The following is a 25,922-nucleotide window of genomic DNA, read 5'->3' as shown; positions in this document are numbered from 1 at the left end:
CAGCCGATTGTGGAGACAACCCGAAGAGGTGCGCGATCGTTCCGGCATGTTCCGTCAGACTTGAGGAACATCGCCGGAAACGGGTGGTTCTCTCAACTTCAAATCCCGGAAACAAAATACCGGAAAACGAAGGGCCGCCCTTGATGTCCCAGACCGTCTCCGACTTCATCGTTCAACGTCTGCATCAATGGGGCGTGCGCCACCTCTTTGGCTATCCTGGCGATGGCATCAACGGCGTGTTCGGAGCCCTTCAGCGTGCTGAGGGCAAGATCGGCTTTGTTCAGACCCGGCATGAGGAGATGGCCGCTTTCATGGCGAGCGCCTATGCGAAGTTCTCTGGCCAACTCGGGGTCTGTATCGCAACTTCGGGCCCCGGCGCCTCGCATCTGATCACCGGGCTCTACGATGCCCTGCTGGATCACCAGCCCGTGCTCGCGATCGTCGGCCAGCAGGCACGCAATGCGCTGGGCGGGCAATATCAGCAGGAACTCGATCTCGTCTCGATGTTCAAGGATGTGGCTGGCGCCTACGTCATGCAGGCCTCCTCGCCGGCGCAGATCCGGCATCTGATCGATCGATCGATCCGGATCGCGCTGGCCCGGCGGACGCCAACGGTGATCATCCTGCCCAACGATATCCAGGAGGAGCCCTACGAGGACCCGCCGCGCGCTCACGGCACTCTGCACTCCGGCATTGGCTATAGCGCTCCAAGCATCAAGCCTCGTGACGCTGACCTCGACCGTGCCGCCGAGGTGCTCAATGCCGGCAAGAAGGTCGCGATGCTCATCGGCGCCGGCGCGCTCCACGCCACCGAGGAGGTGATCGCGGTCGCCGACCGCTTGTCCGCCGGCTGCGCCAAGGCGCTGCTCGGCAAGGCGGCGCTCCCCGACGATCTGCCGTGGGTCACCGGCTCGATCGGCCTGCTCGGCACCGAACCCAGCTACAACATGATGATGGAATGCGACACACTTCTGATGGTCGGCTCCGCCTTTCCCTATGCCGAATTCCTGCCGAAGGAAGGCGCGGCGCGCGGCGTGCAGATCGACATCGACGCCAGCATGATGTCGATCCGCTTTCCCATGGAGGTCGGCCTCGTCGGCGATGCCGCCGAGACGCTGCGCGCCCTGCTGCCGCGACTGAAACCCAAGAGCGATGGCGCCTGGCGCCAGGGTATCCAGGACGACGTCGCGAAATGGTGGAAGACGCTCGATGATCGGGCACATCAGCCCGCAGCACCGGTCAATCCGCAGCTCGTCGCCTGGGAGCTGTCTCCGCGCCTGCCCGACCGCGCCATCGTCACCAGCGATTCCGGCTCCTGCGCCAACTGGTTCGCGCGCGACCTGAAGATGCGCCGCGGCATGACGGCCTCGCTCTCAGGCGGGCTCGCCTCGATGGGTGCCGCGGTGCCCTATGCGCTCGCCGCGAAATACGCCCATTCCGACCGCCCGGTGATCGCACTCGTCGGCGACGGCGCGATGCAGATGAACAACATGGCCGAGCTGATCACCGCCGCCAAGTATTGGCGCGACTGGAAGGATCCGCGCTTCATCGTCTGCGTCTTCAACAACGAAGACCTCAACCAGGTGACCTGGGAGCAGCGCGTCATCAACGGCGATCCGAAATTCGAGGCGTCGCAGCGCATACCAAACGTGTCCTATTCGCGCTTTGCCGAACTGATCGGCCTCTCCGGCATCTATGTCGACAGCCCGCGGCTGCTGGGCTCGGCCTGGGAGCAGGCGCTGGCGAGCGAGATGCCGGTGGTGCTGGAGGTGAAGACCGATCCCGAAGTGCCGCCGCTGCCGCCGCACATCACCTTGCAGCAGGCCAAGAACTTCTCGCTTGCGCTGCTGAAGGGCGATCCCAACGAGAGCGGAGTGATCAAGGGGGCGGCGCGGCAGGTGCTGGAAAAGATCCTACCTGGAAACGAATAAGGTGAAGCATGAGCGATTTCCGCGATATCCAGCACGGCGTCAACGATCCCGTGGATGGCCTCGACGTGAAGCGGCAGATCAACGACAACCGGACGCCGCATGAACGGGCACAACGCCATGCAGACGTGCGTGCCGAGGCCACTGCCACGCCGAGCGAGCCGTTTCTGCCCGAACGGCTTCGGCGCAAGCCTACCGATCCAATCAACCCGCGGAGCGGGCGGAGACCGACGGATTAGCCGTTAGGAACTCCGGCCGCTGCAGTGTGTTGGTGGGCGCAACGTCGCGCGGCGAGAGGCTGCGCGCCCATTCGGAGGGATCGGACCATGAAACGAATGATTATCGCAGCTGCTTGCGTGCTGCTCGCAGGCCCCGCACTCGCCCAGTCGCTCGGCGAGAAAACCGGCGTCAACTCGGCGCTCGGCGTCGCGCCCGCCACTGCCGACTTCGTCAAGGAAGTCGCCATCAGCGATATGTTCGAGATCGAGTCGAGCAAGCTCGCCGAGCAGAAAGGCAACGCGCAGGAGCAGACCTTTGCGCAACAGATGGTGACCGACCACACCAAGACCAGCAGCGAACTTAAGGGCCTTGTCAGCGGCGGCAAGGTGCAGGCGACCCTGCCGACAGCACTCGACAGCTCGCATCAGAGCAAACTCGACAAGCTCAAGAGCGCGAATGGCAAGGACTTCAGTTCGGATTACAATTCGTACCAGGTCAGCGCCCATGAGGACGCAGTCTCGCTGTTCGAGCGTTACGCCAAGGGCGGCGACAATTCCGACCTGAAGGATTGGGCCGGCAAGACGCTGCCGGCGCTCAAGCACCATCTCGACATGGCCAAGGAGCTCGGTAAGGCGCCGAGCGTCGGTCAGACCAAGTAAACATCTTACGAGGACGCCGGCCCTACCGGCGTCCTCTCGTTTTGCAACGATGCCTGTCTCCGCGCAGTGAGATCGAAGATCGCGGAGATCGTCATGACACATCACGACAAGACTTCAGTATCCCGCCGGCACGTCGTCCAAGCGGCGAGCGCAACGCTCGCTGCTGCTTCGCTGGCCTCTTCGACAGCGGAGGCATGACGCCGCTCGGCCGTTCCGGCCAGCCCGCCGAACTGGCCTCGATTTATGTGCAGCGTGCCGCGGCCGACGCGAGCAATGCGACCGGCTAGGTGTATGGGTCCGCTGGTGGATCGGGACAGCCGTAGTCGGCGCGGCAGACTTATGCCACGAGGCAGAGCCCAGGAACCTTCTTTGTCTCCGGGCTTTACAAAACTGTCATGAAGGACATCACGCTTGCAGACCGATGGCATTAGTAGAGGTTAAACCTAGCCGGATCGACACCGCGATCGCGGATACGATCGCTGATCACACCAATTCAGGCATCGAGCACACGGCGCAGACATTGACCTGGGCTGCCGACGAGCACGTGCTGCTCGCGCTGGCCGCGGCAGGGTGGCTCTACACTCATATTTGGCAGCCCCAACAGCGCCCCGTTGCAAATCACGTTCTGGCCGTGTCGCTGGCGACTGCCGTCCTCCCGCATGTCCTGAAATCCATATTCGATCAGACCAGGCCAGACCGGCTGACCATACGCGGACACCGACATGGAGTACCCATCTCAGGACAGGCGCGCGACGCCTTCCCGTCCGGTCACGCGGTCCATATGGGCGCACTTGCCTCGGCGGCGGGCCTGCTGCCGAAAACGCCGCGTCGGTTGGTGCGTGCGATTGCGGTCGCACTTTCGCTGACACGGATTGCGGTACTCGCGCATTGGGCAAGCGACGTCGTCGCAGGCTTTGCGCTGGGCGCGGCCGTAGAGAGACTCTTGCGGCCATGGACACTGACGCAATCGTTGCGCAAGCAGCTCACTTGGCGGAAACGGCCATGACCGAATATGTCGTGCGCTTCATCGCCGGTGGCATCATCGTCTCCGCTTTTGCGATCTTGGGCGATATGCTCAAACCCAAAAGCTTTGCGGGGTTGCTCGGCGCAGCACCGTCAGTTGCACTGGCGACGCTCGGCATCGCCGTCGTCCAGCACGGCCCGCAATATGCCGCGGCAGAAAGCTGGACGATGATCTATGGCGCGGTCGCGCTCGGCTGCTACAGCGTCGTCGTCTGCCATCTGCTGATCAGATACTGTGTGTCCGCGCTGCCGGCGACCGTCCTTGCTGGTATCGTGTGGCTTGCGGTCGCCTTCGGCCTGCTCGCCGGCTTTGGAGGTGCGGCCTGATGCCGGTCAAGCTGTCGCTCTCCGCGCTGAAGCAGACGCGCTGGTACGAATACGGCATTCGTTTCCTGCTCGGTGGCCTGGCGACCGTGCTCACGGGGGTGCTGGGAGCGCGCTTCGGTGTTTCCGTCGGCGGACTTTTCCTTGCGCTTCCCGCCATCTTCTGCGCGAGCGCAACGCTGGTCGAAAGCCATGAACGGCGCACCAAGGAGAAGGCCGGCCTCAGCGGCACGCGCCGCGGACAAGAGGCCGCCGGGCTCGACGCGGCTGGTGCCGCCTGGGGAAGCATCGGTCTCCTGGCATTCGCCGCCGTCTTTCATGTTACCGTGGCCGCAAGCGTTCCGGGCGCTTTCGCCGCCGCGTTGATAGCTTGGGCCGTGGTTTCGGTATTGGCCTGGGGGCTCAGGCGCAAGCTGCGCATCGTCTCCCGCAAACCGCACCGGTCAGCCCATTCGCCATCAGCAAAGGGTTCTCCCCTTACGAAGCGTTAGCCCGCTTTGGCATGCATTGACGGCTGCAATCTCGGCGGTTGAAGGCCCGGGCTGTTGGCCCAGCGCTCGACCTGCTCGATGACCTTCTGGTGGCTGGGACGCACCGGCCTGGGTGCTTCGCTCTCTTCGACATGTGTGCGGGGCAATCTGACTTCGTTCGACATGACGTCTCTCCCATTTGCCGGGAGTATACACCTGTCAAAGGATCTTTGCATCACATAAGTTATTGATTTTATTATATTTTCTGTCTAACTTGGCGTCATAGCCGCATCTTGTGGAACCGCGGCCGAATGAGTTCGTTGAGTAAACTACTCAACTTGCTCATTTTGGGTGATTGATCATGAACGACCTTCGCGCCGAGCGGCTCCAGGTCATGCTGTCACCGGAAGAACTGGCCGCGGTGGACGACTTCCGGTTCAAACATCGCATGCCGACGCGAGCCGCGGCCGTGCGCGAGCTCCTGAAGCTCGGACTGGCCACCGCCGCAGTCGATGCAGGGGCGAATGTCAAATCGAGCAGGTTCGGAGTTTTCGGGCGCGGCCCGGACGGCCATACGCAACCGCATCCCGAGCGCGGCTCCGAGGATTAGTCCAGCCTGAGGCTCAAGCAAACGGCCCCGGCACGGGGTGCCAGGGCCGTCCTTGGAGATTACTTCCGGATCACCGGGGGCATGACAACCGGAAGCAATCCCTCGACTCTTCGCGTGTGAATTCGTTCCTGAAGGAATTAACCGCTCGGCGCGTCGCCGGAATCATCCGGCGCCATGCCGGAACCGGGCGTCTTGCTGTTGTCGTTCAGCTTGGGATCGCGCGTGGCCTCACGAGAGGGCGAGCCCTTTGGCTCCGACTTGTGCACGGTCTGCGCACGCTGCTTGTCCCGCGGCTGCTGTTCACCGCGCTGATCTCTGATGATGCCTTGGTCGGAATGGGCCATGATAGCTCTCGCCTCTTTGCTGTCTCGAAGCGCTTACGCGCCGGAGCGTCGAAGGTTCCGACCCGCGAGATCAGACTGCTAACTGTGCGCTGAGTGCACCGGGGTCGATGCATTTTCGTGATGCACCTGCCGCACTGTCGTCACGGTGGCGAACGCGACCGACATGCCAAAGGCGAGGATGAGCGAAAGAAGAGCCAGACGTGGAGCCATTGCAAAAACCTCCTGAAACAGGAAATCAACGCGATCGACTGTTACGAATGATCCTGCTTGTTGTCCGTGCGCAGTCTCACACGCAGATCCACGAACACGACAGAATTACGCATCCTGCTTTTGAGGCCTGCGCGTTGGAACGGGCGGCACCTCGCCGTCGAGCCAATCCTGCTCGTCGGCAAGTGCCGTCCACGCATTCGCCATGCGCAGAAAACGATTGTGTGCCGGCTGTGCTTCGGCCCTCTCGGCGAGCTGGAGGCAGTTGCCGGCGTTATCCCTGAAGATCTCGGACTGTTTCATCAACATGAATTGGGGACGGAACCGACGCGTCGCAACCGCCCTTACCGGATCGTAACATCTGCGGAACTTTCGACCGCCATCCGCCATTGGACGTCCATGCGGATTCTTCTCGCGATGGTTTTGGCGTTCATCAGCACTGCACCGCTTGCCGACAGCACCGGAGAGCGACGGCCGACCGGCCGCACGCCGACCGCAACCGAGACCATCAGCGACCTCTACACTTTCAGCCGCTTTCAGCAGGGCTTGCTGGAGAGCACCGACCTGAAGGGCAATGCCGAGGTCAAGAACCTCGCCGCCCTGCGCGCCGAAGAAGCAGCCCGGCGCGACAAGGCCCTGAAACAGATTCAGGAGACGATCGGCACCGAACCGCGCGTCGCCAAGACGACCTCGGCGAGCGCGAGCCTGGTCGAGCCCGAAACTTCGGACGGACCGACTTTCGTCAGAAGCTTCTATGCCGCGCAGATTCCCGAGTATGAATCGGTGATCGACCTGCTCGAGCGCTATCTGAAGGCGCCCGACAATGCCGCGCTTGCAACATTCGCGCGCGAGCAGCTCCCGCTGTTGCGCTCACAGGTCAAAGACGCCGAGCGCACCATGGCAGACAAGTAGCCGTTTATTTCTTGCTCGGATGACTTTGCTGGCTCTCCGGCCGCACGGTGCGGTCGCTCTCCGGCATCCGGTCCCGGCCGGCATCCCCATTGTCATCCTTGCCGCCCGAAGTCGAGGTGCCGCTACCGCTGGGATTAGAGCGGGTCGACGCACCCGTAGTTGGTGTGTCCGCGCGTGGGGTGGCGGAGCTTGCGGCGGGGTCGCCGGTCACCGCACCACGGCCGCTGGGCGCGCCGCCTTGTGCGAACGCCGATCCAGCCAACAACATCACCGTGCCGATCACGGCAAATCCTGCTTTCATGTGCGCTCTCCCTGTATTCGAGGCTAACAGCAGGACCAGCGGTCCGTTCCGGAAGCGATGACCGAGGCCCGAAACGGGGCCCCAAGGTGTCTTCCCTCGGCCGAAATCAGGAACCCAATGGAACCATTCCGAGGTATCGCTATTATGTTAATCGGGCTGAGCAAAGCAGGTTCCACGTCCTGGCGCCGTAACGTTGGCGCTTGATTTCGAATTTGGCTGACGCTCTATTTTGATAATCCGCGTCTTGCCTGGGAATCGGCTGACGCCTGCGGGGGACAAATTATGAGCGACCTCGATCCCGGATCTGCATCACGTTCCGGTCGTCGCGTTCCAAAGCCAAAAACCAACGGCATGTCGGAGCCCGATTCCCGGGCAGAATTGCTGCTCGCCCTGCAGGCCATGCGCAACGGCGATTTCTCCGTGCGCATGAGCGGCGACTATCTCGGCATCGACGGCAAGCTCGCCGACACTTTCAACGACATCATCGCCGCCAATCAGCGCATGGCGCAGCAGCTCGAACTGGTCGGCCAGGTGGTGGGCCGCGAGGGCAAGACCCGCCAGCGCGTGAAGTTTGGGCTGGCCTCCGGCTCCTGGGCCGACATGGAAGGCTCGGTCAATACGCTGATCGACGATTTGCTGTGGCCGACGCGCGAGGTGACGCGCGCGGTCGCAGCCGTGGCGCAGGGCGACCTGCTCCAGACCGTCAAGCTCGACGTCGATGGACGCCCCCTGCGCGGCGAATTCCTGCAGTCGGCGACCATCGTCAACACCATGATCAAGCAGCTCGGCGTGTTCACCTCCGAGGTGACGCGCGTGGCGCGCGAGGTCGGCACCGAAGGCAAGCTCGGCGGCCAGGCCCAGGTGCCTGAGGTGACCGGCGTCTGGAAGGATCTGACCGAGAGCGTCAACTCGATGGCGAACAACCTGACCAACCAGGTTCGCAACATCGCCGAGGTGACGATCGCAGTTGCGAACGGCGACCTCTCGAAGAAGATCACGGTCGACGTCCGCGGCGAGATCCTTCAGCTCAAGGAAGCCATCAACACGATGGTGGACCAGCTCCGCTCCTTTGCCTCGGAAGTGACGCGCGTGGCGCGCGAGGTCGGCACCGACGGCAAGCTTGGCGGCCAAGCCATCGTGCCAGGTGTCGCCGGCACCTGGAAGGATCTCACCGACAGCGTCAACGCGATGTGCGGCAATCTCACCGCACAGGTGCGCAACATCGCCAACGTCACCACCGCCGTGGCCCGCGGCGACCTGTCGCGCAAGATCACGGTGGACGTGCGCGGCGAAATCCTGGAGCTGAAGGACACCATCAACACCATGGTGGACCAGCTCAACTCGTTCGCCTCGGAAGTGACGCGCGTCGCGCGCGAGGTCGGCACCGAAGGCAAGCTCGGCGGCCAGGCCCAGGTGCCGGGCGTCGCCGGTACCTGGAAGGACCTCACCGACAACGTCAACTTCATGGCGTCGAACCTCACCGCGCAGGTCCGCAACATCGCCGACGTTGCCACCGCCATCGCGAGCGGCGACCTCTCCAAGAAGATCACGGTGAACGTCTCGGGCGAAATCCTTCAGTTGAAGGAAACGCTCAACACGATGGTCGACCAGCTCAACGCCTTCGCCGGCGAAGTCACGCGCGTCGCGCGCGAGGTCGGCACCGAGGGCCGGCTCGGCGGCCAGGCCAACGTGCTCGGCGTCGCCGGCACCTGGAAGGACTTGACCGAGAGCGTCAACTCGATGGCCTCGAACCTCACCGCGCAGGTCCGTAACATCGCCGAGGTGACGACCGCGGTCGCGGGCGGCGATTTGTCGAAAAAGATCACCGTCGATGTCCGCGGCGAGATCCTCGAGCTGAAAGACACCATCAACACCATGGTGGACCAGCTCAACGCCTTTGCCGGCGAAGTCACGCGCGTTGCCCGCGAGGTCGGCACCGAAGGCAAACTCGGCGGCCAGGCCCAGGTGCGCGGCGTCGCCGGCACCTGGAAGGATCTCACCGACAGCGTCAACTCGATGGCCTCGAACCTGACCGGCCAGGTCCGCAACATCGCCGAAGTCGCGACCGCGGTGGCCAAGGGCGATTTGTCGAAGAAGATTACCGTCAACGTGTCAGGCGAAATCCTTCAGCTGAAGGAAACGCTCAACACCATGGTGGACCAGCTCAACGCCTTCGCCGGCGAAGTCACGCGCGTCGCGCGCGAAGTCGGCACCGAAGGCAAGCTCGGCGGCCAGGCCGAAGTCCCCGGCGTCGCCGGCACCTGGAAGGACCTCACCGACAGCGTCAACTCGATGGCGGGCAACCTCACCGCCCAGGTCCGCAACATCGCCGAAGTTGCGACCGCGATCGCCGGCGGCGACTTGTCGCGCAAGATCACCGTGGACGTGCGCGGCGAGATCCTTCAGCTCAAGGACACGCTGAACACGATGGTCGACCAGCTCAACCGCTTCGCGGGCGAGGTGACGCGCGTGGCGCGCGAGGTCGGCACTGAAGGTCGGCTCGGCGGCCAGGCCAACGTGCCCGGCGTCGCCGGCACCTGGAAAGACCTCACCGACAGCGTCAACTCGATGGCGGGCAACCTCACCGCCCAGGTCCGCAATATCGCCGAAGTCACCACTGCCGTGGCGCGCGGCGACCTCTCGCGCAAGATCACCGTCGACGTCCGTGGCGAGATTTTGGAGCTGAAGAATACCATCAACACCATGGTGGACCAGCTCAACGGCTTTGCCGGTGAAGTGACGCGCGTGGCGCGCGAAGTCGGCACCGAAGGCAAGCTCGGCGGCCAGGCCGAGGTGCCCGGCGTTGCCGGCACCTGGAAGGATCTCACCGACAACGTCAACTTCATGGCCTCGAACCTCACGGCTCAGGTCCGCAACATCGCCGAGGTCGCGACCGCGATCGCCGGCGGCGACCTGTCGAAGAAGATCACGGTGGACGTGCGTGGCGAAATTCTGCTGCTCAAGGACACCTTGAACACCATGGTCGAGCAGCTCCGCTCCTTCGCCGCGGAAGTGACGCGCGTCGCGCGCGAGGTCGGCACCGAGGGCCGGCTCGGCGGCCAGGCCGTCGTGCCCGGCGTCGGCGGCACCTGGAAGGACCTCACCGATAACGTCAACCTGCTGGCCGCGAACCTCACCACCCAGGTCCGCAACATCGCCGAAGTCACCACCGCCGTCGCGCGCGGCGACTTGTCGCGCAAGATCACCGTCGACGTGAAGGGCGAAATCCTCGAGCTCAAGAACACCATCAACACCATGGTGGACCAGCTCAATGCGTTCGCCGGCGAAGTGACGCGCGTTGCCCGCGAGGTCGGCACCGAAGGCGAACTCGGCGGCCAGGCCCAGGTGCCCGGCGTCGCCGGCACCTGGAAGGATCTCACCGACACCGTCAACTTCATGGCGGCGAACCTGACCGAGCAGGTCCGCGGCATCGTCAAGGTGGTGACCGCGGTCGCCAACGGCGATCTCAAGCAGAACCTCACCGTGAAATCGAAGGGCGAGGTCGCGGCGCTCGCCGACACCATCAACAACATGACCGAGACGCTCGCGACTTTCGCCGACCAGGTGACGTCGGTGGCGCGCGAGGTCGGCGTCGAGGGCAGGCTCGGCGGTCAGGCCGACGTGCCCGGCGCCGCGGGCACCTGGAAGGACCTCACCGGCAACGTCAATTTGCTGGCAGCCAACCTCACCTCGCAGGTGCGCGCGATCGCGGAAGTGGCGACCGCCGTGACCAAGGGCGACCTGACGCGGTCGATCCAGGTCGACGCCCGCGGCGAGGTCGCAGAGCTGAAAGACAACATCAACACGATGATCACGAACCTCCGTCTCACGACGGACGTGAACACCGAGCAGGACTGGCTCAAGACCAATCTGGCGAAATTCACCAACATGCTTCAGGGCCAGCGCGACCTCACCACTGTCGGTCGCCTGCTGCTGACCGAATTGTCGCCGCTGGTGAACGCGCATACCGGCGTGATCTACCAGGTCGAGAATGAAGAGAATCCGCGGCTCCTGCTGCTTGCCTCCTATGCCGGCGACGGCGTCTATCCGTATCCGCGCGTGCTGCCATTCGGCGACGGCCTGATCGGCCAATGCGCGCTCGACCGGCGCCCGCGCGTGATTGCGGACATTCCGCCCGACGTGGTGCCGATCAATTCGGCGCTGCTTCGCGTCGCGCCGAAGAACCTCGTGGTGCTGCCGGTGCTGTTCGAAGGCCAGGTCAAGGCGGTCATCGAGCTCGCCTCGCTCACCTCCTTCACGACCTCGCAGATGACCTTCCTGGAGCAGCTCACGGACTCGATCGGCATCGTGCTCAACTCGATCGAGGCGACGATGCAGACCGAAGGCCTTCTCAAGCAGTCGCAGCAGCTCGCCGGCGAGCTCCAGACCCAGCAGCGCGAATTGCAGCAGACCAACGACCAGCTCGAACAGAAGGCGCAGCAGCTCGCCGAGCGCAACGTCGAAGTCGAGCGCAAGAACCAGGAGATCGAGCAGGCCCGCCGCGCACTGGAGGAAAAGGCAACCGAGCTCGCGCTGACCTCGAAGTACAAGTCCGAATTCCTGGCCAATATGAGCCACGAGCTGCGCACGCCGCTGAACTCGATCCTGATCCTCGGCCAGCAGCTCACCGACAATCCGGACGGCAATCTTACCGGCAAGCAGGTCGAATTCGCCCGCACCATCCATGGCGCCGGCACCGACCTGCTCAATCTCATCAGCGACATTCTCGATCTCTCCAAGATCGAGTCGGGTACGGTGACGGTCGACGCCGAGGAAATCCTGACCGCGAATCTGCTCGAGACGGTCGGGCGGCCGTTCCGTCACGAGGCGGAGAACCGCAATTTGTCGTTCAAGATCGACGTCGATCCGAATCTTGCGCGCAGCCTCGTCACCGATTCCAAGCGCCTGCAGCAGGTTTTGAAGAACCTGCTCTCCAACGCCTTCAAGTTCACCGCCGAAGGCGAGGTGCGCCTGAAGGTCGCCGCCGCGGTCGGCGGCTGGGGCACGGATCATCCCGTGCTGAACTCGGCGCCGGCCGTGATCGCATTCGAAGTGTCCGACACCGGCATCGGCATTCCCCTGGAGAAGCAGAAGCTGATCTTCGAAGCGTTCCAGCAAGCGGATGCCGGCACCAGCCGCAAATATGGCGGCACCGGCCTGGGCCTTGCGATCAGCCGTGAACTCGCAAGCCTGCTAGGCGGCGAGATCCACCTGCGCAGCTTGCCGGGCAAGGGCTCGTGCTTCACGCTTTACCTGCCGCTGAAATATTCCGGCCCGACGCTCGCGCCCCGCGCAACGCCCCAACAGAGCCAGCCGCCGGCGCTGCAGCCCGCGACAGCCGAACCGCAGCGCGTGATCGAGCAGCTTCCCGACGACCGGCTCAACCTCGAACCCGGCGATAGCATCCTCCTGATCGTCGAGGACGACCCGCACTACGCGCGCGTGTTGGTCGACCTCGCCCGCGACAAGGGATTCAAGGTGCTGGTCGCGGCCCGCGGCGCGGAGGCGCTGGAGCTTGCAAAGCAGTACCAGCCGAGGGCTGTCTCGCTCGACGTATTCCTGCCGGATATGCTCGGCTGGACCGTGCTGAGCCAGCTCAAGCACAATCCGCTGACCCGCCACATCCCCGTGCAGATCATCACGCTCGACGAGGACCGCCAGCATGCGCTGGCGCGCGGCGCCTTCTCCTTCGTCAACAAGCCGACGACGACCGAGGGTGTCTCGGCCGCGCTGACCCAGATCAAGGAATATGCGCGACCGCGGCGCAAGCGGCTGCTCATCGTCGAGGACAACGAGGCCGAGCAGCTCTCGATCCGCGAGCTCCTGCATCACGACGACATCGAGATCGTGACGACCGGCACCGGTGCCGACGCCCTCTCGATGCTGCGTGAGAACCCCTGTGATTGCGTCGTGCTCGACCTGCGCCTGCCCGACATGACCGGCTTCGAGGTGCTGGACCAGATCCGCAATGACGAGGCGCTCTCGAACGTTCCGGTGGTCGTCTTCACCGGCCGCGAGCTGTCGGCCGAGGAAGATGCGGAGCTCCACACCATGGCGCGGAGCATCGTGGTCAAGGGCGTGGAATCGCCGGAGCGCCTGCTCGACGAGACCGCGCTGTTCCTGCACCGCGTCATCACGGAGTTGCCGATCGAGAAGCAGCGCATGCTCGAGAAGCTGAACAGTTCCGACGAAGACCTGATCGGCAAGACCGCCCTCCTCGTCGACGACGACGCCCGCAATATCTTCGCGCTGTCGAGCGTGCTGGAGCGGCGCGGCATGAAGGTGCTGACGGCCACGACCGGCAACGAGGCGGTGGCCCTGGTCGAATCCAACCCGGAGATCGCCATCGTGCTGATGGACATCATGATGCCGCAGATGGATGGCTATCAGACCATCGGCGTCATTCGTGAAAACCCCACCTTCGCCCGTCTTCCGATCATCGCGTTGACGGCCAAGGCCATGAAGGGCGACCGCGAGAAATGCCTCGAGGCCGGCGCGTCCGACTATCTCGCCAAACCCGTCAACACCGATCAATTGCTGCTTGCAATCCGCATGTGGCTGCACCGCTGAGTTGGATGCCCGTATGGACCACGAAAAGGTCAACATCCTCCTCGTCGACGACCAGCCGGCCAAGCTGCTCGCCTATGAGGTGATCCTGAAGGATCTCGGCCAGAACCTCGTGATCGCCTCGTCCGGTCGCGAGGCTCTGGAGGTGCTGCTTAAGACCGAGATCGCGGTGATCCTGGTCGACGTCTGCATGCCCGAGCTCGACGGCTTCGAGCTCGCCGCGATGATCCGCGAGCACCCGCGCTTCCAGAAGACCGCGATGATCTTCATCTCGGCCATTCAAGTCAGCGACATCGACCGCCTGCGCGGCTACGAGATGGGCGCCGTCGACTACGTCCCGGTGCCGGTCGTGCCGGAGGTGCTGCGCGCCAAGGTCAAGGTGTTTGCAGAGCTCTATCGCAAGACGCGCGAGCTCGAACGGCTGAATCAGGACCTCGAGGACCGCGTGCGTGCACGCACCGCCGAGCTTGAGAATTCCACAGCAAAGCTGCGCGAGAGCGAAGAGCGGCGCAGCATGGCGATCGCCGCCGGCAAGATGGGCTCCTGGGACTGGGACTGGATCACCGGCGACTGGATGTGGGACGAGGGACAATACCGCATCTTTGGTGTTGGCCCGGAGAGCTTCGAGGTGAATCCGGCCAACGTTCAGGCGCTGTTGCATCCGGATGACGTCGATCAGTTGCGCAAGGCGATCGCCGAATTCAACAAGGGCACGCGCTCCTATGAAACGGAGTTCCGCATCGTGCGGCCCGACGGCGATGTGCGCTGGTGTGTCGGCACGGCCGCCGCCACGGTTGACGATAGCGGTCGGGTCATGCGCGTCAGCGGCGTGACGGTGGACATCACCGAACGCAAGCGCGCCGAGGAACGGCAGACTCTCCTGGCGCGGGAAGTCGATCATCGCGCCAAGAATGCGCTGGCGCTGGCGCAATCGATCGTGCGCCTCACCCGCGCCGACGAGGTCAAAGCCTATGTCAGCGCCGTCGAGGGACGCATCAATGCACTGGCGCGCGTGCACACGATCCTGTCGCTATCGAGCTGGCAGGGCGCCGAACTCTCGAAGCTGATCGACGAGGAGCTTGCGCCCTACTCCCTCGGCGGTCAGATCAAATTGGCGGGGTCGGAAGTTCAGTTGCTGCCGGCAACCGCCCAGACGCTGGCGCTGGCGCTGCATGAGCTTTTCACCAACTCGGCGAAATATGGCGCGCTCTCGACGCGGACGGGACGGCTCGCAATCGGCTGGCAGGTCGAGGACGAGCTGCTCACGCTGACCTGGGAGGAATCCGGCGGCCCGCTCGTCATGACGCCGAAATCCCGCGGCTTTGGTACGCGGAGCCTGCTTGCGAGCGTCGAGTCCCAGCTCGGCGGGCAGGCGCGATTCGATTGGCGCGCCGAGGGTCTGCTGTGCCGGCTCGAGGTGCCGTTGGTCCGCAAGACTGCCGCGACGACCGCGCCCGGCAACTTCGAAGCCGCCAGCTCCGCCGAATTGCAGCGCGCTTCCGGCTAACCGGAGGCCGCACTCTTCCTGCGCTGCGTCGTTTGCGGCTCGCGCGCGACCCGTCCTTCGAGCCAGGCTTCTGTTTGGGCGAGATCGCGCAGAGCCTTGGCATAGCGGCACGCCGCGCTTCGCTCCGCGCCGCGGGGCAGCTTGCGCGCTTTGCGGAGGATGTCCGCAGCGGCATTACGATAAGCCAGAGAGCGATAGAGAAAGACCACCTTACCCATATCGAATGTTCCCGTGTTGCGCGGTCATTCTCGCCCACCCGGCATGAACGTCGGATGAAGCGGACGATGACAATTCCTTCATGCGGGTGGAACCGGCGCGTGTCGCAGGCGTTGCATGCGAGATTGGGATAGAGTTCCATGCGCGCGAAGAAGTCGTCTGACCTGATCTCTCCCAGCGGGCTCGTCAAGCTGATGACGCACGCGATGATGGGCGCAGCCTTAGGACTCGCTTTCAGCCTCTTGCTCGTGCTGTCCAATCCCGGCGTCGCCAATTTGCTGAGTCACGGCGGAAGGCAGGCCGTTGTCGTTTTCGCCCTCACCTTGGTGACGACGTTCGCGATCGGCGCGACACTGACGGGCGTCGTTTTCATCCTGGCCGAGGACAAGCGATCTTGAACTATGCGTGCTTTACCGGAATTCTTTGTTCGGAACTCCTGCGACGAATGGCAGTTGGCTGCCTGCGTCAATTCAACTCAGGGAGTTCCCGCAGATGAAGACCACCAAGCTCGCTCTTGCCGTGATGTTGGCAACCGGCCTCGCCGCTGCACCGTTCGCCGTGCAGGCCAAGTCGCACAAGGCAAAACACGGATCATCGATGTCATCGTCGCAGACCACCACGGGCGCCAACACCAAGTCCTCCAAGGGTGCTGATCCCTCCGGTCAGGGCGGCTCCGGCCCCGGCTCCGACCAGGGCGGCACCATGACGAACAACAAAGCCGGCATGAGCAACACCAAGTAGGCGTTCGTCGAAAACACGAAGGCCCCGCGATCGCGGGGCCTCTTGCTTTGGTATTCGAACAGACTTCTCTCGGGCCGCTTCGTCAACATGCGGTATCGACGAGCCCCGCACCTCGCGTTGCGCGTAGGCTTCAGCTACGATGGCTGCCCAGGATGTCAGGATGAACGCCTGCAGGATCTGACTTCACCAGATGGTCGAGTCGTGCGCGCTTGCGCGCGATCAAGAGCTGGGCCGCGGCGTCGTCGAGCCCCTCGCGTTGCAGCTGCCGGATGGCAGAGCCCAGTTCGAGAATCTCGGCGCGCAGCTTTAGAATCCGGTATGCATCCGGGTCTTCCTCCACCGTGCGCTCCCAAGGCTCTCAGCGGCGCGCGATCACGCGCAGAGGACTACCTGATGTCTTCGCGGAACGAAGGCGCATCCCGGACATTCGGCAGGACATCGCCGCCACCTGCAGCCTTCCATTCGCCGATCAGCAGATTGATTTTCCGGCGCAGATCCATCTGCGCCAGGGCCTTCTCCGTGCAGTCCCGATCGCGCTCGACAAGCTCGCGTACGGCCGCCTCGACATCGGCCATTTCCAGCCTCAAGGCGCTGATTTTACGTCGAATTTCATTAATTTTGTTGTCCATGACTTGTTAGAACAAAATAAGAACATATAGTCAAGTCACGATTTCAGAAGGGAGAAGCGACATGCAGGTTCAAGGTAAATACGATGCCAAGTCTTTCCTCACCGAGCAGATGACGCGGGCGCAGGGCCTCCGGCTGAAACGGCTGAGCGAAGAGGCGTATCAGCCCGCGCAATACGCGCGGGATCTGTCCTCCAGCGAGGCAGCACGGCGCATTCAGGTGCTGGAAGCGGAGATCGAGCTGGCGGATTCGTTCTAGGCTAGGTCGCCCATCCGGAACGTTGCTTGCGCTTTCGGAACCATGCCTGTCCCGGATTGTTTTCCCGGGCCAAGGGAGAACATGCATGGCACGCAAGGCAAAGAAGCGCCGCTACTCGCGCAGCTCCGGCAGCGATGTCGAAGGCGAGATGAAGCGCTACAAGAAGGGGACCGCGAAAAGCGGACCGGGCGGTCGAGGCGGACGCGTGAAGAGCCGCAAGCAGGCAATCGCGATCGGCCTGTCGAAAGCGCGCAAGAAGGGCAAGAAGGTCCCGAAGAAGGCCGCGAAACGAAAGACGTCCAAGAAGACGTCAAAGAAGACATCTCGGAAAACATCCAAGAAGACTTCGAGAAAGAGTTCGAAGAAGACGTCGAAGCGCAAATCCTCCAAACGGTCGCGCTGACCTCAGTCAGATCATGCTGCCCGGCATGAAGCAGCGGATCGAAACGCCGAACGCGGTCTTCACCGGCCACACCATGGTGCGGCCGGCCCGGTTCGGCTCGGTGATCACGGCTTCGTCCGGTACCTCGACCCACTCGCCGTCGAGCCGCACGCGGTAATGTCCATTGTGCGAGTCCCAATCGGGATCGGCGACCGCAAACCCATCCGCATCCGAGCAGCACGGACCGAGATGGCTGCGCAGGCCGTCGAACCACGGCTTGAGAGGTGAGTCCGCGTAGCGGCCGTCGTCGCGCCCGAGAGCGTTTCCACCCCATAGCACGAGTGGCGCTACCAACGGCGCCACAAGCAGCGCACTTCTCAGCGAGAGCTTCAATCGATCCATGTCGGCACCGATCAAATACGAATTGCCGGCCGGCTCAGCGGCGGCAAGTTCGAAGTTCCACGCTTGCAATCGTCGGTGGCTTCATTGCCGCCGAGTCTGTACGAGATCCGCAATTGTGATGAGCGAACACGGCTTTTTCGGACGAAACCGGGTCATCCTCCCTGCCGTTAACGAGAATGTTATCGGCGATGTGCGGAAATCCTGAAGGCGAACAGGAAAGGCGGCCCGAAGGCCGCCTTTTTGGAGTTGCGCCGATCGACGTTCGCCTTATGCGAGCGGCACCGCCACGAACCGGGTCGTCTGCGCGCTTCTGACCTGCAGCAGCACGCTGCGCTTGCCGGACGATTTCGCTTGCGCCAGCTCCGAACGGACATCGCCGATATTGGCGACGGCCTTGCCGCCCACGTTGAGGATGACGTCGCCGGTCTGGATGCCGCGTTGCGCGGCCGGGCCTTGCGGATCGACTTCAGTGACGACGACGCCCTTCTGGCCGGCGCCCTGCACGTCGCCGGCCGGAGCCAGGCTGAGCCCCAGACGCGGCGGCATGCCGGCATCTGGCTGCGACTTGCCCTCGTCGGCTCTAGCCTGCCGCTCGTTCGGCAACTCGCCAAGCGCCAGTGTCACCGTCTTGCTGTCGCCTTTGTGGACGACATTGAGCTTCACGGACGTGCCCGGCGCCAGGGTGGCGATGGTGCGGGCGAGATCGCGGGAATCCTTGATCGCGGTGCCATTGACGGCGGTGATGACGTCGCCCGCCTCGATGCCCGCCTTCGCCGCCGGGCTGCCGTCCTGCGGATTGTCGACGATCGCACCGCGCGCCTCCTTGAGGCCGAGACTGTCGGCGATATCCGACGTCACCGGCTGCACCTGCACGCCGAGCCAGCCGCGTGTGACCGCGCCCTTGTCCTTCAACTGTGCGACGACGAGCTTTGCGGTCGAAGCCGGAATGTCGAAGCCGATGCCGACCGAGCCGCCGGAGGGCGAGAAGATCGCGGTGTTCACGCCGATCACGTTGCCGTTCATGTCGAAGGCCGGCCCGCCGGAATTGCCCTTGTTGATCGGCGCGTCGATCTGGATGAAGTCGTCATAGGGACCATTGCCGATGTCGCGGCCGCTGGCCGAGACGATGCCGGCGGTCACGGTGCCGCCGAGGCCGAAGGGATTGCCGACCGCGACCACCCAGTCGCCGATACGCGGCTTCTGGTCGGAGAATTTGACGAACGGAAAATCCTTCTTGCCCTCGACCTTGATCAGCGCGAGATCCGTCTTCGGATCGGTGCCGACCACTTTCGCGCTGTAGATGGTGCCGTCGTCCATCGTCACTTGCACCGATTCGGCGTGATCGACGACGTGGTTGTTGGTCACGGCATAGCCGTCGGCGGAGATGAAGAAGCCGGAGCCCTCACCCGTGATCATCTGGCGGCGCTGGCGCGGCATGCCCTCCATGCCCCCCGGGCCGCGGAAGCCGAATTGCCGCGAGAACTGGTCGAACGGCGTCGCCTCGTCCGAATCCATCCGGTTCTGTTGCAGCATCGCGCTCTTATCATTGTCCTGGTCGATCCTGACCCGCACCGAAATGACGGCGGGTTTGACCTTGCTGACGAGGTCGCCGAAGCCCGGCGGTGTCGCGGCGGTCTCCGCGGCCTGGGCGGGCGCAATGAAGGAGGTCGCGCTGAACGGCGAAGAGCCGGGAGCAGTCGCCAGCACGGCCACGCCAAGCGCGGCCACGGTGCCGAGCAGCGCGAGCCGGCGCGGCCTCAGGACCTTGCGGGACGTTGTGGTGTCGGAATTGACGTGATCGCTCATGTCGATATGTCCATGTTGGGTAAGTCGCCTTGCACCCAACATGGTGGTCGCCACCTTACAGCGTCCCGTCCACGCGATTAAATCTTGGCAAAGTAGCCGGGCCGGCGATACGGCCAAAGGTCAAGGCTGCACGTTTGATGCAGCTCAACGCGGGCCATGCGCACCGTGGAAGACTGCGGCCACCGGATGATGTCCATCGGAGGCACGTCATGTACAAAGACATTCTCGTCCACATCCCCACCGAGCGGCCGATCCGCCCGGTGATCGACGGCTCGATCTCGCTCGCAGCGGGCCTCAACGCCCATCTCGATGCAGTTGCGGTTGGCTATGTGGCAACCAGTGCGGCCTATATCATGGAGGGCGGCGCTGCGGTGGCGGCGGTGTTCGAGATGGAGCGCGAGAGTGCAGTGGAGCGGGCCGAGGCGGCGCTCGCGGTATTCAAGAGCAAAGCGATGAACGCCGGCATTTCCTACACATGCCACCCACTCGGGGCGATGCCGGGGGATGCGGTCGGCTTGCTCGGCGAGATGGCGCGGCTGCACGATCTCAGCATCGTGCTCCAGCCGGATCCGGCGCAAGGCTCACTCGACAACGATGTGCCCGGCGAGATCCTGTTCCAGGCGGGTGGCCCGGTGCTTTTCCTGCCCTACACCTTCCATGGAGCGTTCAAGGCGAAACGGATCGGCATCTGCTGGGATGGCAGCCGCCTCGCCGCGCGCGCTATGCGCGACGCCTCACCATTCCGAGGAGATCGTGATCATTGCGATCAACGAAACAGATATGGTTCCCGAGGAAGTCTCGACGCGCAATCTGGCAAGGCATCTCGGCCGGCGCGGACTGTCGACCCGCACGGTCAACCTGTCGGCGGCGCGCTCTGACATTCAGCCGACCATGCTGTCGCTGGCAGCCGATGAGAACCTGGATCTTCTGATCATGGGCGGCTACGGCCATTCGCGTTTGCAAGAACGGTTCCTCGGCGGCGTCACCCGCGCCATGCTGGAAGCCATGACCGTCCTGACGCTGATGTCGCATTAATCGAGGGCTTATCCAGGTCGGGCCGGTCACAAGCCTTGTCGTTCGGGCTGACAACCGCGTCTTGAGCGGTGCCGGCGTCGGCAAGTTCAGGTCATATTCGAACAAGTTGGACCGTCACGCCGCGGCGGGTCTCTCCCACGCCGTGGCCTCGACGCCGTCCTCGTCTTGTTGCGCATTGCACGCGTCGAAATGCGCCTTGAGTTCGACTTCGGCGAGATGTTCGAAATGTTCGGCCTGGCCGAGCAGTTCCCAGCTCTGGAGCGGCCGGTAGGCGGCCTGCTGACGACAGAGGGACGCTAGCGCGCGGTAGCGACGTACGTTGTCCATGAGACCCTCCCTCGCATTCACAGAGCTTATTGCCCTTATTTGCGTCAGGGCGATGGCGGTTGTGCAAAAGATTTGCTGCGCCCGCCGCGCGCTTGACTCGCTTGTTTCTAGGCAAACGCGTATCGAGGCGAAAGTTCCAATCAGCGCGGACTCAACGCTTCGGACCTTACCGCAGGCCAAGGCTAGGGTTGTGGGTCATCCTCGTATATCTGCAGTGCAAAGGGGCACGCCCTGGCACACCCCATTACGGTGCCGGCTCGCCCGCCTGTATCCGGCAGTCTACCGGATGAGCGCGGGCTCACCGGCACGCATTGTCTGCGCCGAACTATGTTGCAGCATCGGAACCCTGCCGGCTTCCGCAGCGGCGCGGATGGCCGCGACGTTGCCGGCATAGTCCGCGCTGCTCTTGCCGCGAAACACGGCGGAGCCCGCTACAAGCGTATCGGCGCCCGCAGCGGCCACGGCGGCGGCATTGTCGCGCGTGATGCCACCGTCAACCTCGAGTCGGATCGGCCGGTCGCCTATCATGCTTCGAATACGCCCGATCTTCTCGAGTTGGGATTCGAGGAAGGACTGGCCGCCAAAGCCCGGATTGACCGTCATCACCAGGACGAGGTCGAGGCGATCGAGCACATATTCGATCGTGCTTTCGGGAGTCGCGGGACACAGGCTGACGCCGGCTTTCTTGCCGAGCGCGCGGATGGCCTGGAGCGAGCGATCGAGGTGCGGACCGGCTTCGGCATGCACCGTGATGACATCCGCGCCGGCCTTCGCGAACGCTTCGAGATAGGGATCGGCGGGCGCGATCATGAGATGCACGTCGAACATTTTCTTCGTCAGCGGCCGGATCGCCCTGATGACGTCCGCGCCATAACTGATGTTCGGGACGAAATGCCCGTCCATGACGTCGCAGTGAATCCAGTCGGCACCCGCCGCATCGATCGCCACGATCTCCTCGCCGAGGCGGGCGAAATTCGCAGCCAGGATTGACGGCGCGATGAGGATTTCTCTCGTCATGGCTTCGCACTCCCCTGCGCGTCCGCACCGCCGCTGAAGACGCGGCTCGCCAGGACGTCCATGGGATCGATCGTTTCGAGGTCGGCGATATCGAGCATGCGGTCGAGATCGGACACCAGCCGATCGGCCTGCCGCAGGCGGATGCGGTCGACGGCGTTGCGGATCGAGCGCGCATTGGAGAAGAACGGCTGGGTCCGACGTAGCGCGATGTATTTCTCGAACGCCTCGCGCGCCGCCGCCGAGAGGCGATAACCCCGTTCCTTCAGCATCAGCTCGGCGATGACGAGCAGCTCGGCTTCCGCATAGTCCGGAAAGTCGATGTGATGCGCGATCCGCGAACGGAAGCCGGGATTAGAGGCAAAGAAGCTCGTCATCCGCTCGCCATAGCCGGCAAGGATCACGACGAGGTCCTCGCGCTGGTTTTCCATCACCTGGAGCAGGATCTCGATCGCCTCCTGGCCGTAGTCGCGCTCGTTGTCGGGACGGTGCAGATAATAGGCCTCGTCGATGAACAGCACGCCGCCCATCGCCTTCTTCAGGATCTCCTTGGTCTTCGGCGCGGTGTGGCCGATATACTGGCCGACCAAATCGTCGCGCGTCACCGAGATCACCTGCCCGCGCCGCACGAAACCGAGGCCGTGCAGGATCTTTGCCATGCGCAGCGCGACCGTCGTCTTGCCGGTGCCGGGATTGCCGGTAAACGACATATGCAGCGTCGGTGGCGACGAAGCCAATCCCGCACGCTGCCGAATACGTTCGATCAGCAAGAGCGACGCGATCTGGCGCACGCGGCTTTTCACCGGCTTCAATCCGATCAGCTCCTGCTCGAGCTGCTGCAGCGTGCCCGTGATTCCAGCCTCTTCGGCCTCCTTGCGGAGATCGAAACTGGTCTCGCCGGGCTCAGTGGTCATTGCGTGGGGAACATCCAGCATCGGCACCTCGAAGAAAAGGGCTTCGCCGCGGGGAGCGGCGAAGCAGTGGTCCGCCAAGGAAACGGAGCAGGGAGTGCTCCGCGCGGAGGAGAATGACTTAGGTTGGTGCGTGCGCGGGCTGCCGGCGCACGGTGGTGTAGCGGATCGCGCGTCCGCCCACCTCCTGCCGCACCAGCTCGAACTCGGCTTCCTGCGGCGGGCGGTTGACGATGAACGAGATCCGCACCGATTCCCACCCATGGCTGGAGTCGAAGCCGCTGAGGCGGATGTATCGGTCGCCATACACTCTGCGGCATTCGGCGAGCTCCATCATCACGCCGGCGGCGTCCTGGAGATCGAACATCGGCAGGCCCCACATCTCCCAATAGGTGTTGCGGGGATGCGGATCGTCGGTGAACTCGATGTTCACGGCCCAACCATTGGTCAGGCAATATTGCACCTGCTTGGTGATCTGGTCGTCGGTCAGATCGGGCAGGAACGAGAAGCAGCCTTGGGTCAGCTTCATGTCAAATCTCCTCAAACGGTTTCGAGCGCGGTCGGCACGAAGTCCGGCGTGTCCGTGGATTCATAATTGAAGGAGACGTCCTTCCAGACCTCGAGCGCAGCTTTCAGCGGCGTGCAGGTCTCGGCCGCCCTGGCCAGGATCTCCGGTCCTTCGTGGACGTAGTCGCGGCCCTCGTTGCGGGCGAGGATCATCGCTTCCAGCGCCACACGATTGGCGATCGCGCCGGCCGCGATGCCCATGGGATGGCCGATGGTACCGCCGCCGAACTGGAGCACGACGTCCTCGCCGAGCAGGTCGAGCAGTTGATGCATCTGCCCGGCATGGATGCCGCCGGAGGCGACCGGCATCATCTTGTTCAGGCTCGCCCAGGACTGGTCGAAGAACAGGCCGTGCTCGAGCCTGGCCGGGTTGAAGTCTTCGCGGCAGACATCGTAATAGCCGCGCGTGGTGTTGGGATCGCCTTCGAGCTTGCCGACCACGGTGCCGGCATGGATGTGGTCGACGCCGGCAAGCCGCATCCACTTGGCGATGACGCGGAATGACACGCCATGGCTTTTCTGCCGCGTATAGGTCGAGTGACCGGCGCGATGCAGATGTAGGATCATGTCGTTGCGCCGCGCCCATTTCGCCATCGACTGGATTGCGGTGTAGCCGATCACGAGATCGATCATGACGATGCAGGACCCGAGCTCCTTCGCGAACTCGGCGCGCTCGTACATATCCTCCATGGTTCCCGCGGTGATATTCAGGTAGGTCCCCTTGGCCTCACCGGAGGCCGCCTGCGCCCGGTTCACCGCCTCCATGCAATAGAGGAAGCGGTCGCGCCAGTGCATGAACGGCTGCGAGTTGATGTTCTCGTCATCCTTGGTGAAGTCGAGCCCGCCCTTCAGCGCCTCGTAGACCACGCGACCGTAATTGCGGCCCGAGAGGCCGAGCTTAGGCTTGACGGTCGCGCCGAGCAGCGGTCTGCCGAACTTGTCGAGCCGCTCGCGCTCGACCACGATGCCGGTGGCCGGTCCCTGGAACGTCTTCACATACGCGACCGGGAAACGCATGTCCTCCAGCCGCAGCGCCTTCAGCGGCTTGAAGCCAAATACGTTGCCGATGATCGAGGCCGAGAGGTTGGCGATCGAGCCCGGCTCGAACAGGTCGAGGTCATAGGCGATGTAGGCGAAGTACGAGCCCGGCGTGCCCGGCACCGGATCGACGCGGTAGCATTTCGCGCGATACTTCTCGGCGGCGGTCAACCGATCGGTCCACACCACCGTCCAGGTCGCGGTCGAGGATTCGCCGGCGACTGCGGCTGACGCCTCGATCGGATCGACGCCCTCTTGCGGCGTGACGCGGAACAGCGCGATGACGTCGGTGTCCTTGGGCACGTAGTCGGGCTCCCAATAGCCCATGCGCTTGTATTCCATCACGCCCGATCGATATCTTTCCTTGCCGCGGACGGTTCCTGCATGTGCATTCATGGCTCTCTCCTGCTCTTCTCTCTCTGAATGACTAGGCCGCGACGGGCTCGCGGGCGTCGACGCGCGGATCGAGATCGCCGGCGCGGTAGCGCCGCGCCATCTCGCTCAAGGGAACGGCCTTGATACCGCTGGCGTGGCCTGCGGTGCCGAACTGCTCGAAGCGCTCGCGGCAGAGCTCGCGCATCGCATCCATGGCGGGCTTGAGAAATTTGCGCGGATCGAACTCGGAGCGCGTTTGCGCGGCCACTTTCCGGAACACCGCGGTCATTGCCAGCCGGCAGTCGGTGTCGATATTGACCTTGCGCACGCCGCTCGTGATGCCGCGGACGATCTCCTCGACCGGCACGCCCCAGGTCTGCGGCATCTCGCCGCCAAACTGGTTGAACATGTCCTGGAGCGGCTGCGGCACCGAGGAAGAGCCGTGCATCACGAGATGCGTGTTCGGCAGCCGGCGATGAATCTCCTCGACCACCCGCATCGCCAGAATGTCGCCGTCCGGCTTGCGGCTGAACTTGTAGGCGCCGTGCGAGGTGCCCATCGCGATCGCGAGCGCATCGACTTTGGTGGCGCGGACGAAGTCGACCGCCTGGTCGGGATCCGTGAGCAACTGATCATGGCTGACCGTGCCTTCGACGCCGTGACCGTCCTCCTGCTCGCCGCCCCCATGCTCGAGCGAGCCGAGCACGCCGAGCTCGCCTTCGACGGAGGCACCGACCCAATGCGCGAGATCGACGACGCGGCGGGTGATCGCAACGTTGTAGTCGTAGTCGGCCGCGGTCTTGGCGTCGGCCTTGAGCGAGCCGTCCATCATCACCGAGGTGAAGCCATGGGCGATCGCGGACGCGCAGGTCGCCTCGTCATTGCCATGGTCCTGGTGCAGGCAGAGCGGGATGTCTGGATAGGTCCGCTCCAGCGCATCGATCATGTGCGAGAGCATGAGGTCGCCGGCATAGCTGCGCGCGCCGCGCGAAGCCTGGATGATGACGGGCGCGTCGACCTCGGCCGCCGCCTGCATGATCGCGATGCCCTGCTCCATGTTGTTGATGTTGAACGCCGGCACCGCGTAGCCGTGACTGGCGGCGTGGTCGAGCAGCTGACGAAGAGTGATACGGGCCACGACAAATCCTCCTG

Annotated in this window: 28 protein-coding genes and 3 pseudogenes; 16 read left to right on the top strand and 15 right to left on the bottom strand. The window is 63.7% G+C overall.

Going from position 1 to position 25,922, the window contains the following annotated elements; all coding sequences use genetic code 11:
- The first annotated feature begins 143 nt into the window (after nt 1-143).
- The 7 genes and pseudogenes from IVB13_RS34025 (at nt 144) to IVB13_RS33995 (ending at nt 4,644) form a co-directional block, all read left to right on the top strand.
- Entirely contained in the window at nt 144-1,931 is a 1,788-nt protein-coding gene (locus tag IVB13_RS34025; protein WP_018456213.1) for a thiamine pyrophosphate-requiring protein, read from the top strand.
- 8 nt (nt 1,932-1,939) lie between these two features.
- Nucleotides 1,940-2,167, top strand: a complete 228-nt coding sequence (locus IVB13_RS34020; protein WP_018456212.1) for a hypothetical protein — start codon at nt 1,940-1,942, stop codon at nt 2,165-2,167.
- 87 nt (nt 2,168-2,254) lie between these two features.
- Nucleotides 2,255-2,806: a DUF4142 domain-containing protein gene (locus IVB13_RS34015; RefSeq protein WP_247491659.1), complete on the top strand. Its 552-nt coding sequence runs from the start codon at nt 2,255-2,257 to the stop codon at nt 2,804-2,806.
- Nucleotides 2,807-2,994: 188 nt separating this feature from the next.
- A pseudogene (locus IVB13_RS34010) lies at nt 2,995-3,093 on the top strand (NAD(P)-dependent oxidoreductase); the annotation flags it as partial.
- Between the two features lie 134 nt (nt 3,094-3,227).
- Nucleotides 3,228-3,812, top strand: coding sequence for a phosphatase PAP2 family protein (locus IVB13_RS34005; RefSeq protein ID WP_018456209.1), 585 nt, complete (start codon nt 3,228-3,230; stop codon nt 3,810-3,812).
- A complete protein-coding gene (locus tag IVB13_RS34000) occupies nt 3,809-4,156 on the top strand; it encodes a DUF3147 family protein (protein WP_018456208.1) in 348 nt (115 codons plus the stop codon). The genes IVB13_RS34005 and IVB13_RS34000 overlap by 4 nt, the downstream gene beginning before the upstream one ends.
- Complete coding sequence (locus IVB13_RS33995; protein WP_018456207.1) at nt 4,156-4,644, top strand: DUF3147 family protein; 489 nt, start codon at nt 4,156-4,158, stop codon at nt 4,642-4,644. The genes IVB13_RS34000 and IVB13_RS33995 overlap by 1 nt, the downstream gene beginning before the upstream one ends.
- Here the strand turns inward: IVB13_RS33995 and IVB13_RS33990 are convergent.
- Nucleotides 4,641-4,808 (bottom strand): hypothetical protein, encoded by a 168-nt coding sequence (locus IVB13_RS33990; protein ID WP_247491657.1) that lies wholly within the window; start codon nt 4,806-4,808, stop codon nt 4,641-4,643. The two genes, IVB13_RS33995 and IVB13_RS33990, sit on opposite strands and share 4 nt — an antisense overlap.
- Before the next feature lie 176 nt (nt 4,809-4,984).
- Between IVB13_RS33990 and IVB13_RS33985 the strand changes: the two genes are divergently transcribed.
- Nucleotides 4,985-5,233, top strand: a complete 249-nt coding sequence (locus IVB13_RS33985; RefSeq protein WP_018456205.1) for a hypothetical protein — start codon at nt 4,985-4,987, stop codon at nt 5,231-5,233.
- Between the two features lie 137 nt (nt 5,234-5,370).
- Here the strand turns inward: IVB13_RS33985 and IVB13_RS33980 are convergent, their stop codons facing one another.
- Together IVB13_RS33980 and IVB13_RS33975 are read right to left on the bottom strand one after the other, a co-directional pair.
- Nucleotides 5,371-5,577 carry a hypothetical protein gene (locus IVB13_RS33980; protein WP_007594775.1) on the bottom strand — a complete coding sequence of 69 codons (207 nt, stop codon included), beginning with the start codon at nt 5,575-5,577 and terminating at the stop codon, nt 5,371-5,373.
- Between the two features lie 315 nt (nt 5,578-5,892).
- Nucleotides 5,893-6,087 carry a hypothetical protein gene (locus tag IVB13_RS33975; protein WP_247491717.1) on the bottom strand — a complete coding sequence of 65 codons (195 nt, stop codon included), beginning with the start codon at nt 6,085-6,087 and terminating at the stop codon, nt 5,893-5,895.
- A 96-nt stretch (nt 6,088-6,183) separates the two neighbouring features.
- On the opposite strand from IVB13_RS33975, the gene IVB13_RS33970 reads away from it, so the two are divergent.
- Complete coding sequence (locus IVB13_RS33970; RefSeq protein WP_085352567.1) at nt 6,184-6,696, top strand: DUF4142 domain-containing protein; 513 nt, start codon at nt 6,184-6,186, stop codon at nt 6,694-6,696.
- Between the two features lie 4 nt (nt 6,697-6,700).
- Here IVB13_RS33970 and IVB13_RS33965 read toward each other — a convergent pair whose 3' ends face one another.
- Nucleotides 6,701-6,997 (bottom strand): hypothetical protein, encoded by a 297-nt coding sequence (locus tag IVB13_RS33965; RefSeq protein WP_247491655.1) that lies wholly within the window; start codon nt 6,995-6,997, stop codon nt 6,701-6,703.
- Between the two features lie 282 nt (nt 6,998-7,279).
- Here IVB13_RS33965 and IVB13_RS33960 point away from each other — a divergent pair, with 282 nt between their 5' ends.
- A complete protein-coding gene (locus tag IVB13_RS33960; protein WP_231188781.1) occupies nt 7,280-13,567 on the top strand; it encodes a HAMP domain-containing protein in 6,288 nt (2,095 codons plus the stop codon).
- A 13-nt stretch (nt 13,568-13,580) separates the two neighbouring features.
- The gene (locus tag IVB13_RS33955) at nt 13,581-15,071 is read left to right on the top strand and encodes an HWE histidine kinase domain-containing protein (protein WP_085352570.1); all 1,491 of its coding nucleotides are present in this window, start codon (nt 13,581-13,583) and stop codon (nt 15,069-15,071) included.
- On the opposite strand, the gene IVB13_RS33950 is transcribed toward IVB13_RS33955, so the two are convergent.
- Nucleotides 15,068-15,289, bottom strand: a complete 222-nt coding sequence (locus IVB13_RS33950; protein WP_018456200.1) for a hypothetical protein — start codon at nt 15,287-15,289, stop codon at nt 15,068-15,070. The genes IVB13_RS33955 and IVB13_RS33950 overlap by 4 nt on opposite strands.
- A gap of 138 nt (nt 15,290-15,427) precedes the next feature.
- Between IVB13_RS33950 and IVB13_RS33945 the strand changes: the two genes are divergently transcribed.
- Together IVB13_RS33945 and IVB13_RS33940 are read left to right on the top strand one after the other, a co-directional pair.
- Nucleotides 15,428-15,685, top strand: coding sequence for a hypothetical protein (locus tag IVB13_RS33945; RefSeq protein ID WP_247491653.1), 258 nt, complete (start codon nt 15,428-15,430; stop codon nt 15,683-15,685).
- 94 nt (nt 15,686-15,779) lie between these two features.
- On the top strand, nt 15,780-16,028 hold the full coding sequence (locus IVB13_RS33940) for a hypothetical protein (RefSeq protein WP_018456198.1): 249 nt from the start codon (nt 15,780-15,782) through the stop codon (nt 16,026-16,028).
- 130 nt (nt 16,029-16,158) lie between these two features.
- On the opposite strand, the gene IVB13_RS33935 is transcribed toward IVB13_RS33940, so the two are convergent.
- The gene (locus tag IVB13_RS33935) at nt 16,159-16,368 is read right to left on the bottom strand and encodes a hypothetical protein (RefSeq protein ID WP_039799669.1); all 210 of its coding nucleotides are present in this window, start codon (nt 16,366-16,368) and stop codon (nt 16,159-16,161) included.
- 18 nt (nt 16,369-16,386) lie between these two features.
- Nucleotides 16,387-16,603: pseudogene (locus IVB13_RS33930) on the bottom strand (hypothetical protein).
- 115 nt (nt 16,604-16,718) lie between these two features.
- On the opposite strand from IVB13_RS33930, the gene IVB13_RS33925 reads away from it, so the two are divergent.
- Together IVB13_RS33925 and IVB13_RS33920 are read left to right on the top strand one after the other, a co-directional pair.
- Nucleotides 16,719-16,913, top strand: a complete 195-nt coding sequence (locus IVB13_RS33925; protein WP_018456195.1) for a DUF3072 domain-containing protein — start codon at nt 16,719-16,721, stop codon at nt 16,911-16,913.
- A gap of 85 nt (nt 16,914-16,998) precedes the next feature.
- Complete coding sequence (locus IVB13_RS33920) at nt 16,999-17,316, top strand: DUF6496 domain-containing protein (protein ID WP_018456194.1); 318 nt, start codon at nt 16,999-17,001, stop codon at nt 17,314-17,316.
- A 6-nt stretch (nt 17,317-17,322) separates the two neighbouring features.
- On the opposite strand, the gene IVB13_RS33915 is transcribed toward IVB13_RS33920, so the two are convergent.
- On the bottom strand, nt 17,323-17,697 hold the full coding sequence (locus IVB13_RS33915) for a hypothetical protein (protein WP_026233103.1): 375 nt from the start codon (nt 17,695-17,697) through the stop codon (nt 17,323-17,325).
- 267 nt (nt 17,698-17,964) lie between these two features.
- A complete protein-coding gene (locus IVB13_RS33910; RefSeq protein ID WP_085384116.1) occupies nt 17,965-19,503 on the bottom strand; it encodes a Do family serine endopeptidase in 1,539 nt (512 codons plus the stop codon).
- A gap of 209 nt (nt 19,504-19,712) precedes the next feature.
- Here IVB13_RS33910 and IVB13_RS33905 point away from each other — a divergent pair.
- Nucleotides 19,713-20,538 (top strand): annotated as a pseudogene (locus IVB13_RS33905) (universal stress protein).
- A gap of 114 nt (nt 20,539-20,652) precedes the next feature.
- On the opposite strand, the gene IVB13_RS33900 reads toward IVB13_RS33905, so the two are convergent.
- The 6 genes from IVB13_RS33900 to fba all read right to left on the bottom strand — a co-directional run bounded on the left by IVB13_RS33900 (nt 20,653) and on the right by fba (nt 25,908).
- Nucleotides 20,653-20,865, bottom strand: coding sequence for a hypothetical protein (locus IVB13_RS33900; RefSeq protein ID WP_018456190.1), 213 nt, complete (start codon nt 20,863-20,865; stop codon nt 20,653-20,655).
- 279 nt (nt 20,866-21,144) lie between these two features.
- Nucleotides 21,145-21,882 (bottom strand): ribulose-phosphate 3-epimerase, encoded by a 738-nt coding sequence (rpe, locus tag IVB13_RS33895; RefSeq protein ID WP_247491643.1) that lies wholly within the window; start codon nt 21,880-21,882, stop codon nt 21,145-21,147.
- Nucleotides 21,879-22,814 (bottom strand): CbbX protein, encoded by a 936-nt coding sequence (gene cbbX / locus IVB13_RS33890; RefSeq protein WP_018456188.1) that lies wholly within the window; start codon nt 22,812-22,814, stop codon nt 21,879-21,881. Before cbbX ends, rpe begins: the two co-directional genes overlap by 4 nt.
- 97 nt (nt 22,815-22,911) lie before the next feature.
- Nucleotides 22,912-23,319 carry a ribulose bisphosphate carboxylase small subunit gene (locus IVB13_RS33885; RefSeq protein ID WP_007594833.1) on the bottom strand — a complete coding sequence of 136 codons (408 nt, stop codon included), beginning with the start codon at nt 23,317-23,319 and terminating at the stop codon, nt 22,912-22,914.
- 11 nt (nt 23,320-23,330) lie between these two features.
- Entirely contained in the window at nt 23,331-24,791 is a 1,461-nt protein-coding gene (locus IVB13_RS33880; protein ID WP_247491641.1) for a form I ribulose bisphosphate carboxylase large subunit, read from the bottom strand.
- A 31-nt stretch (nt 24,792-24,822) separates the two neighbouring features.
- The gene (gene fba / locus IVB13_RS33875; protein WP_247491639.1) at nt 24,823-25,908 is read right to left on the bottom strand and encodes a class II fructose-bisphosphate aldolase; all 1,086 of its coding nucleotides are present in this window, start codon (nt 25,906-25,908) and stop codon (nt 24,823-24,825) included.
- Nucleotides 25,909-25,922: the final 14 nt, after the last annotated feature.

The organism is Bradyrhizobium sp. 17, assembly GCF_023073515.1.
GTDB lineage: Bacteria > Pseudomonadota > Alphaproteobacteria > Rhizobiales > Xanthobacteraceae > Bradyrhizobium > Bradyrhizobium canariense_D.
The sequence above is the reverse complement of the archived record's forward strand: the minus strand, read 5'-3'. Positions and strand labels throughout refer to the sequence as shown.

Coding starts and splice junctions, on each gene's coding strand:
- IVB13_RS34025 (WP_018456213.1), top strand. CDS start 144: ATGTCCCAGACCGTCTCCGACTTCATCGTTCAACGTCTGCATCAATGG.
- IVB13_RS34020 (WP_018456212.1), top strand. CDS start 1,940: ATGAGCGATTTCCGCGATATCCAGCACGGCGTCAACGATCCCGTGGAT.
- IVB13_RS34015 (WP_247491659.1), top strand. CDS start 2,255: ATGAAACGAATGATTATCGCAGCTGCTTGCGTGCTGCTCGCAGGCCCC.
- IVB13_RS34005 (WP_018456209.1), top strand. CDS start 3,228: ATGGCATTAGTAGAGGTTAAACCTAGCCGGATCGACACCGCGATCGCG.
- IVB13_RS34000 (WP_018456208.1), top strand. CDS start 3,809: ATGACCGAATATGTCGTGCGCTTCATCGCCGGTGGCATCATCGTCTCC.
- IVB13_RS33995 (WP_018456207.1), top strand. CDS start 4,156: ATGCCGGTCAAGCTGTCGCTCTCCGCGCTGAAGCAGACGCGCTGGTAC.
- IVB13_RS33990 (WP_247491657.1), bottom strand. CDS start 4,808: ATGTCGAACGAAGTCAGATTGCCCCGCACACATGTCGAAGAGAGCGAA.
- IVB13_RS33985 (WP_018456205.1), top strand. CDS start 4,985: ATGAACGACCTTCGCGCCGAGCGGCTCCAGGTCATGCTGTCACCGGAA.
- IVB13_RS33980 (WP_007594775.1), bottom strand. CDS start 5,577: ATGGCCCATTCCGACCAAGGCATCATCAGAGATCAGCGCGGTGAACAG.
- IVB13_RS33975 (WP_247491717.1), bottom strand. CDS start 6,087: ATGAAACAGTCCGAGATCTTCAGGGATAACGCCGGCAACTGCCTCCAG.
- IVB13_RS33970 (WP_085352567.1), top strand. CDS start 6,184: ATGCGGATTCTTCTCGCGATGGTTTTGGCGTTCATCAGCACTGCACCG.
- IVB13_RS33965 (WP_247491655.1), bottom strand. CDS start 6,997: ATGAAAGCAGGATTTGCCGTGATCGGCACGGTGATGTTGTTGGCTGGA.
- IVB13_RS33960 (WP_231188781.1), top strand. CDS start 7,280: ATGAGCGACCTCGATCCCGGATCTGCATCACGTTCCGGTCGTCGCGTT.
- IVB13_RS33955 (WP_085352570.1), top strand. CDS start 13,581: ATGGACCACGAAAAGGTCAACATCCTCCTCGTCGACGACCAGCCGGCC.
- IVB13_RS33950 (WP_018456200.1), bottom strand. CDS start 15,289: ATGGGTAAGGTGGTCTTTCTCTATCGCTCTCTGGCTTATCGTAATGCC.
- IVB13_RS33945 (WP_247491653.1), top strand. CDS start 15,428: ATGCGCGCGAAGAAGTCGTCTGACCTGATCTCTCCCAGCGGGCTCGTC.
- IVB13_RS33940 (WP_018456198.1), top strand. CDS start 15,780: ATGAAGACCACCAAGCTCGCTCTTGCCGTGATGTTGGCAACCGGCCTC.
- IVB13_RS33925 (WP_018456195.1), top strand. CDS start 16,719: ATGCAGGTTCAAGGTAAATACGATGCCAAGTCTTTCCTCACCGAGCAG.
- IVB13_RS33920 (WP_018456194.1), top strand. CDS start 16,999: ATGGCACGCAAGGCAAAGAAGCGCCGCTACTCGCGCAGCTCCGGCAGC.
- IVB13_RS33915 (WP_026233103.1), bottom strand. CDS start 17,697: ATGGATCGATTGAAGCTCTCGCTGAGAAGTGCGCTGCTTGTGGCGCCG.
- IVB13_RS33910 (WP_085384116.1), bottom strand. CDS start 19,503: ATGAGCGATCACGTCAATTCCGACACCACAACGTCCCGCAAGGTCCTG.
- IVB13_RS33900 (WP_018456190.1), bottom strand. CDS start 20,865: ATGGACAACGTACGTCGCTACCGCGCGCTAGCGTCCCTCTGTCGTCAG.
- rpe (WP_247491643.1), bottom strand. CDS start 21,882: ATGACGAGAGAAATCCTCATCGCGCCGTCAATCCTGGCTGCGAATTTC.
- cbbX (WP_018456188.1), bottom strand. CDS start 22,814: ATGCTGGATGTTCCCCACGCAATGACCACTGAGCCCGGCGAGACCAGT.
- IVB13_RS33885 (WP_007594833.1), bottom strand. CDS start 23,319: ATGAAGCTGACCCAAGGCTGCTTCTCGTTCCTGCCCGATCTGACCGAC.
- IVB13_RS33880 (WP_247491641.1), bottom strand. CDS start 24,791: ATGAATGCACATGCAGGAACCGTCCGCGGCAAGGAAAGATATCGATCG.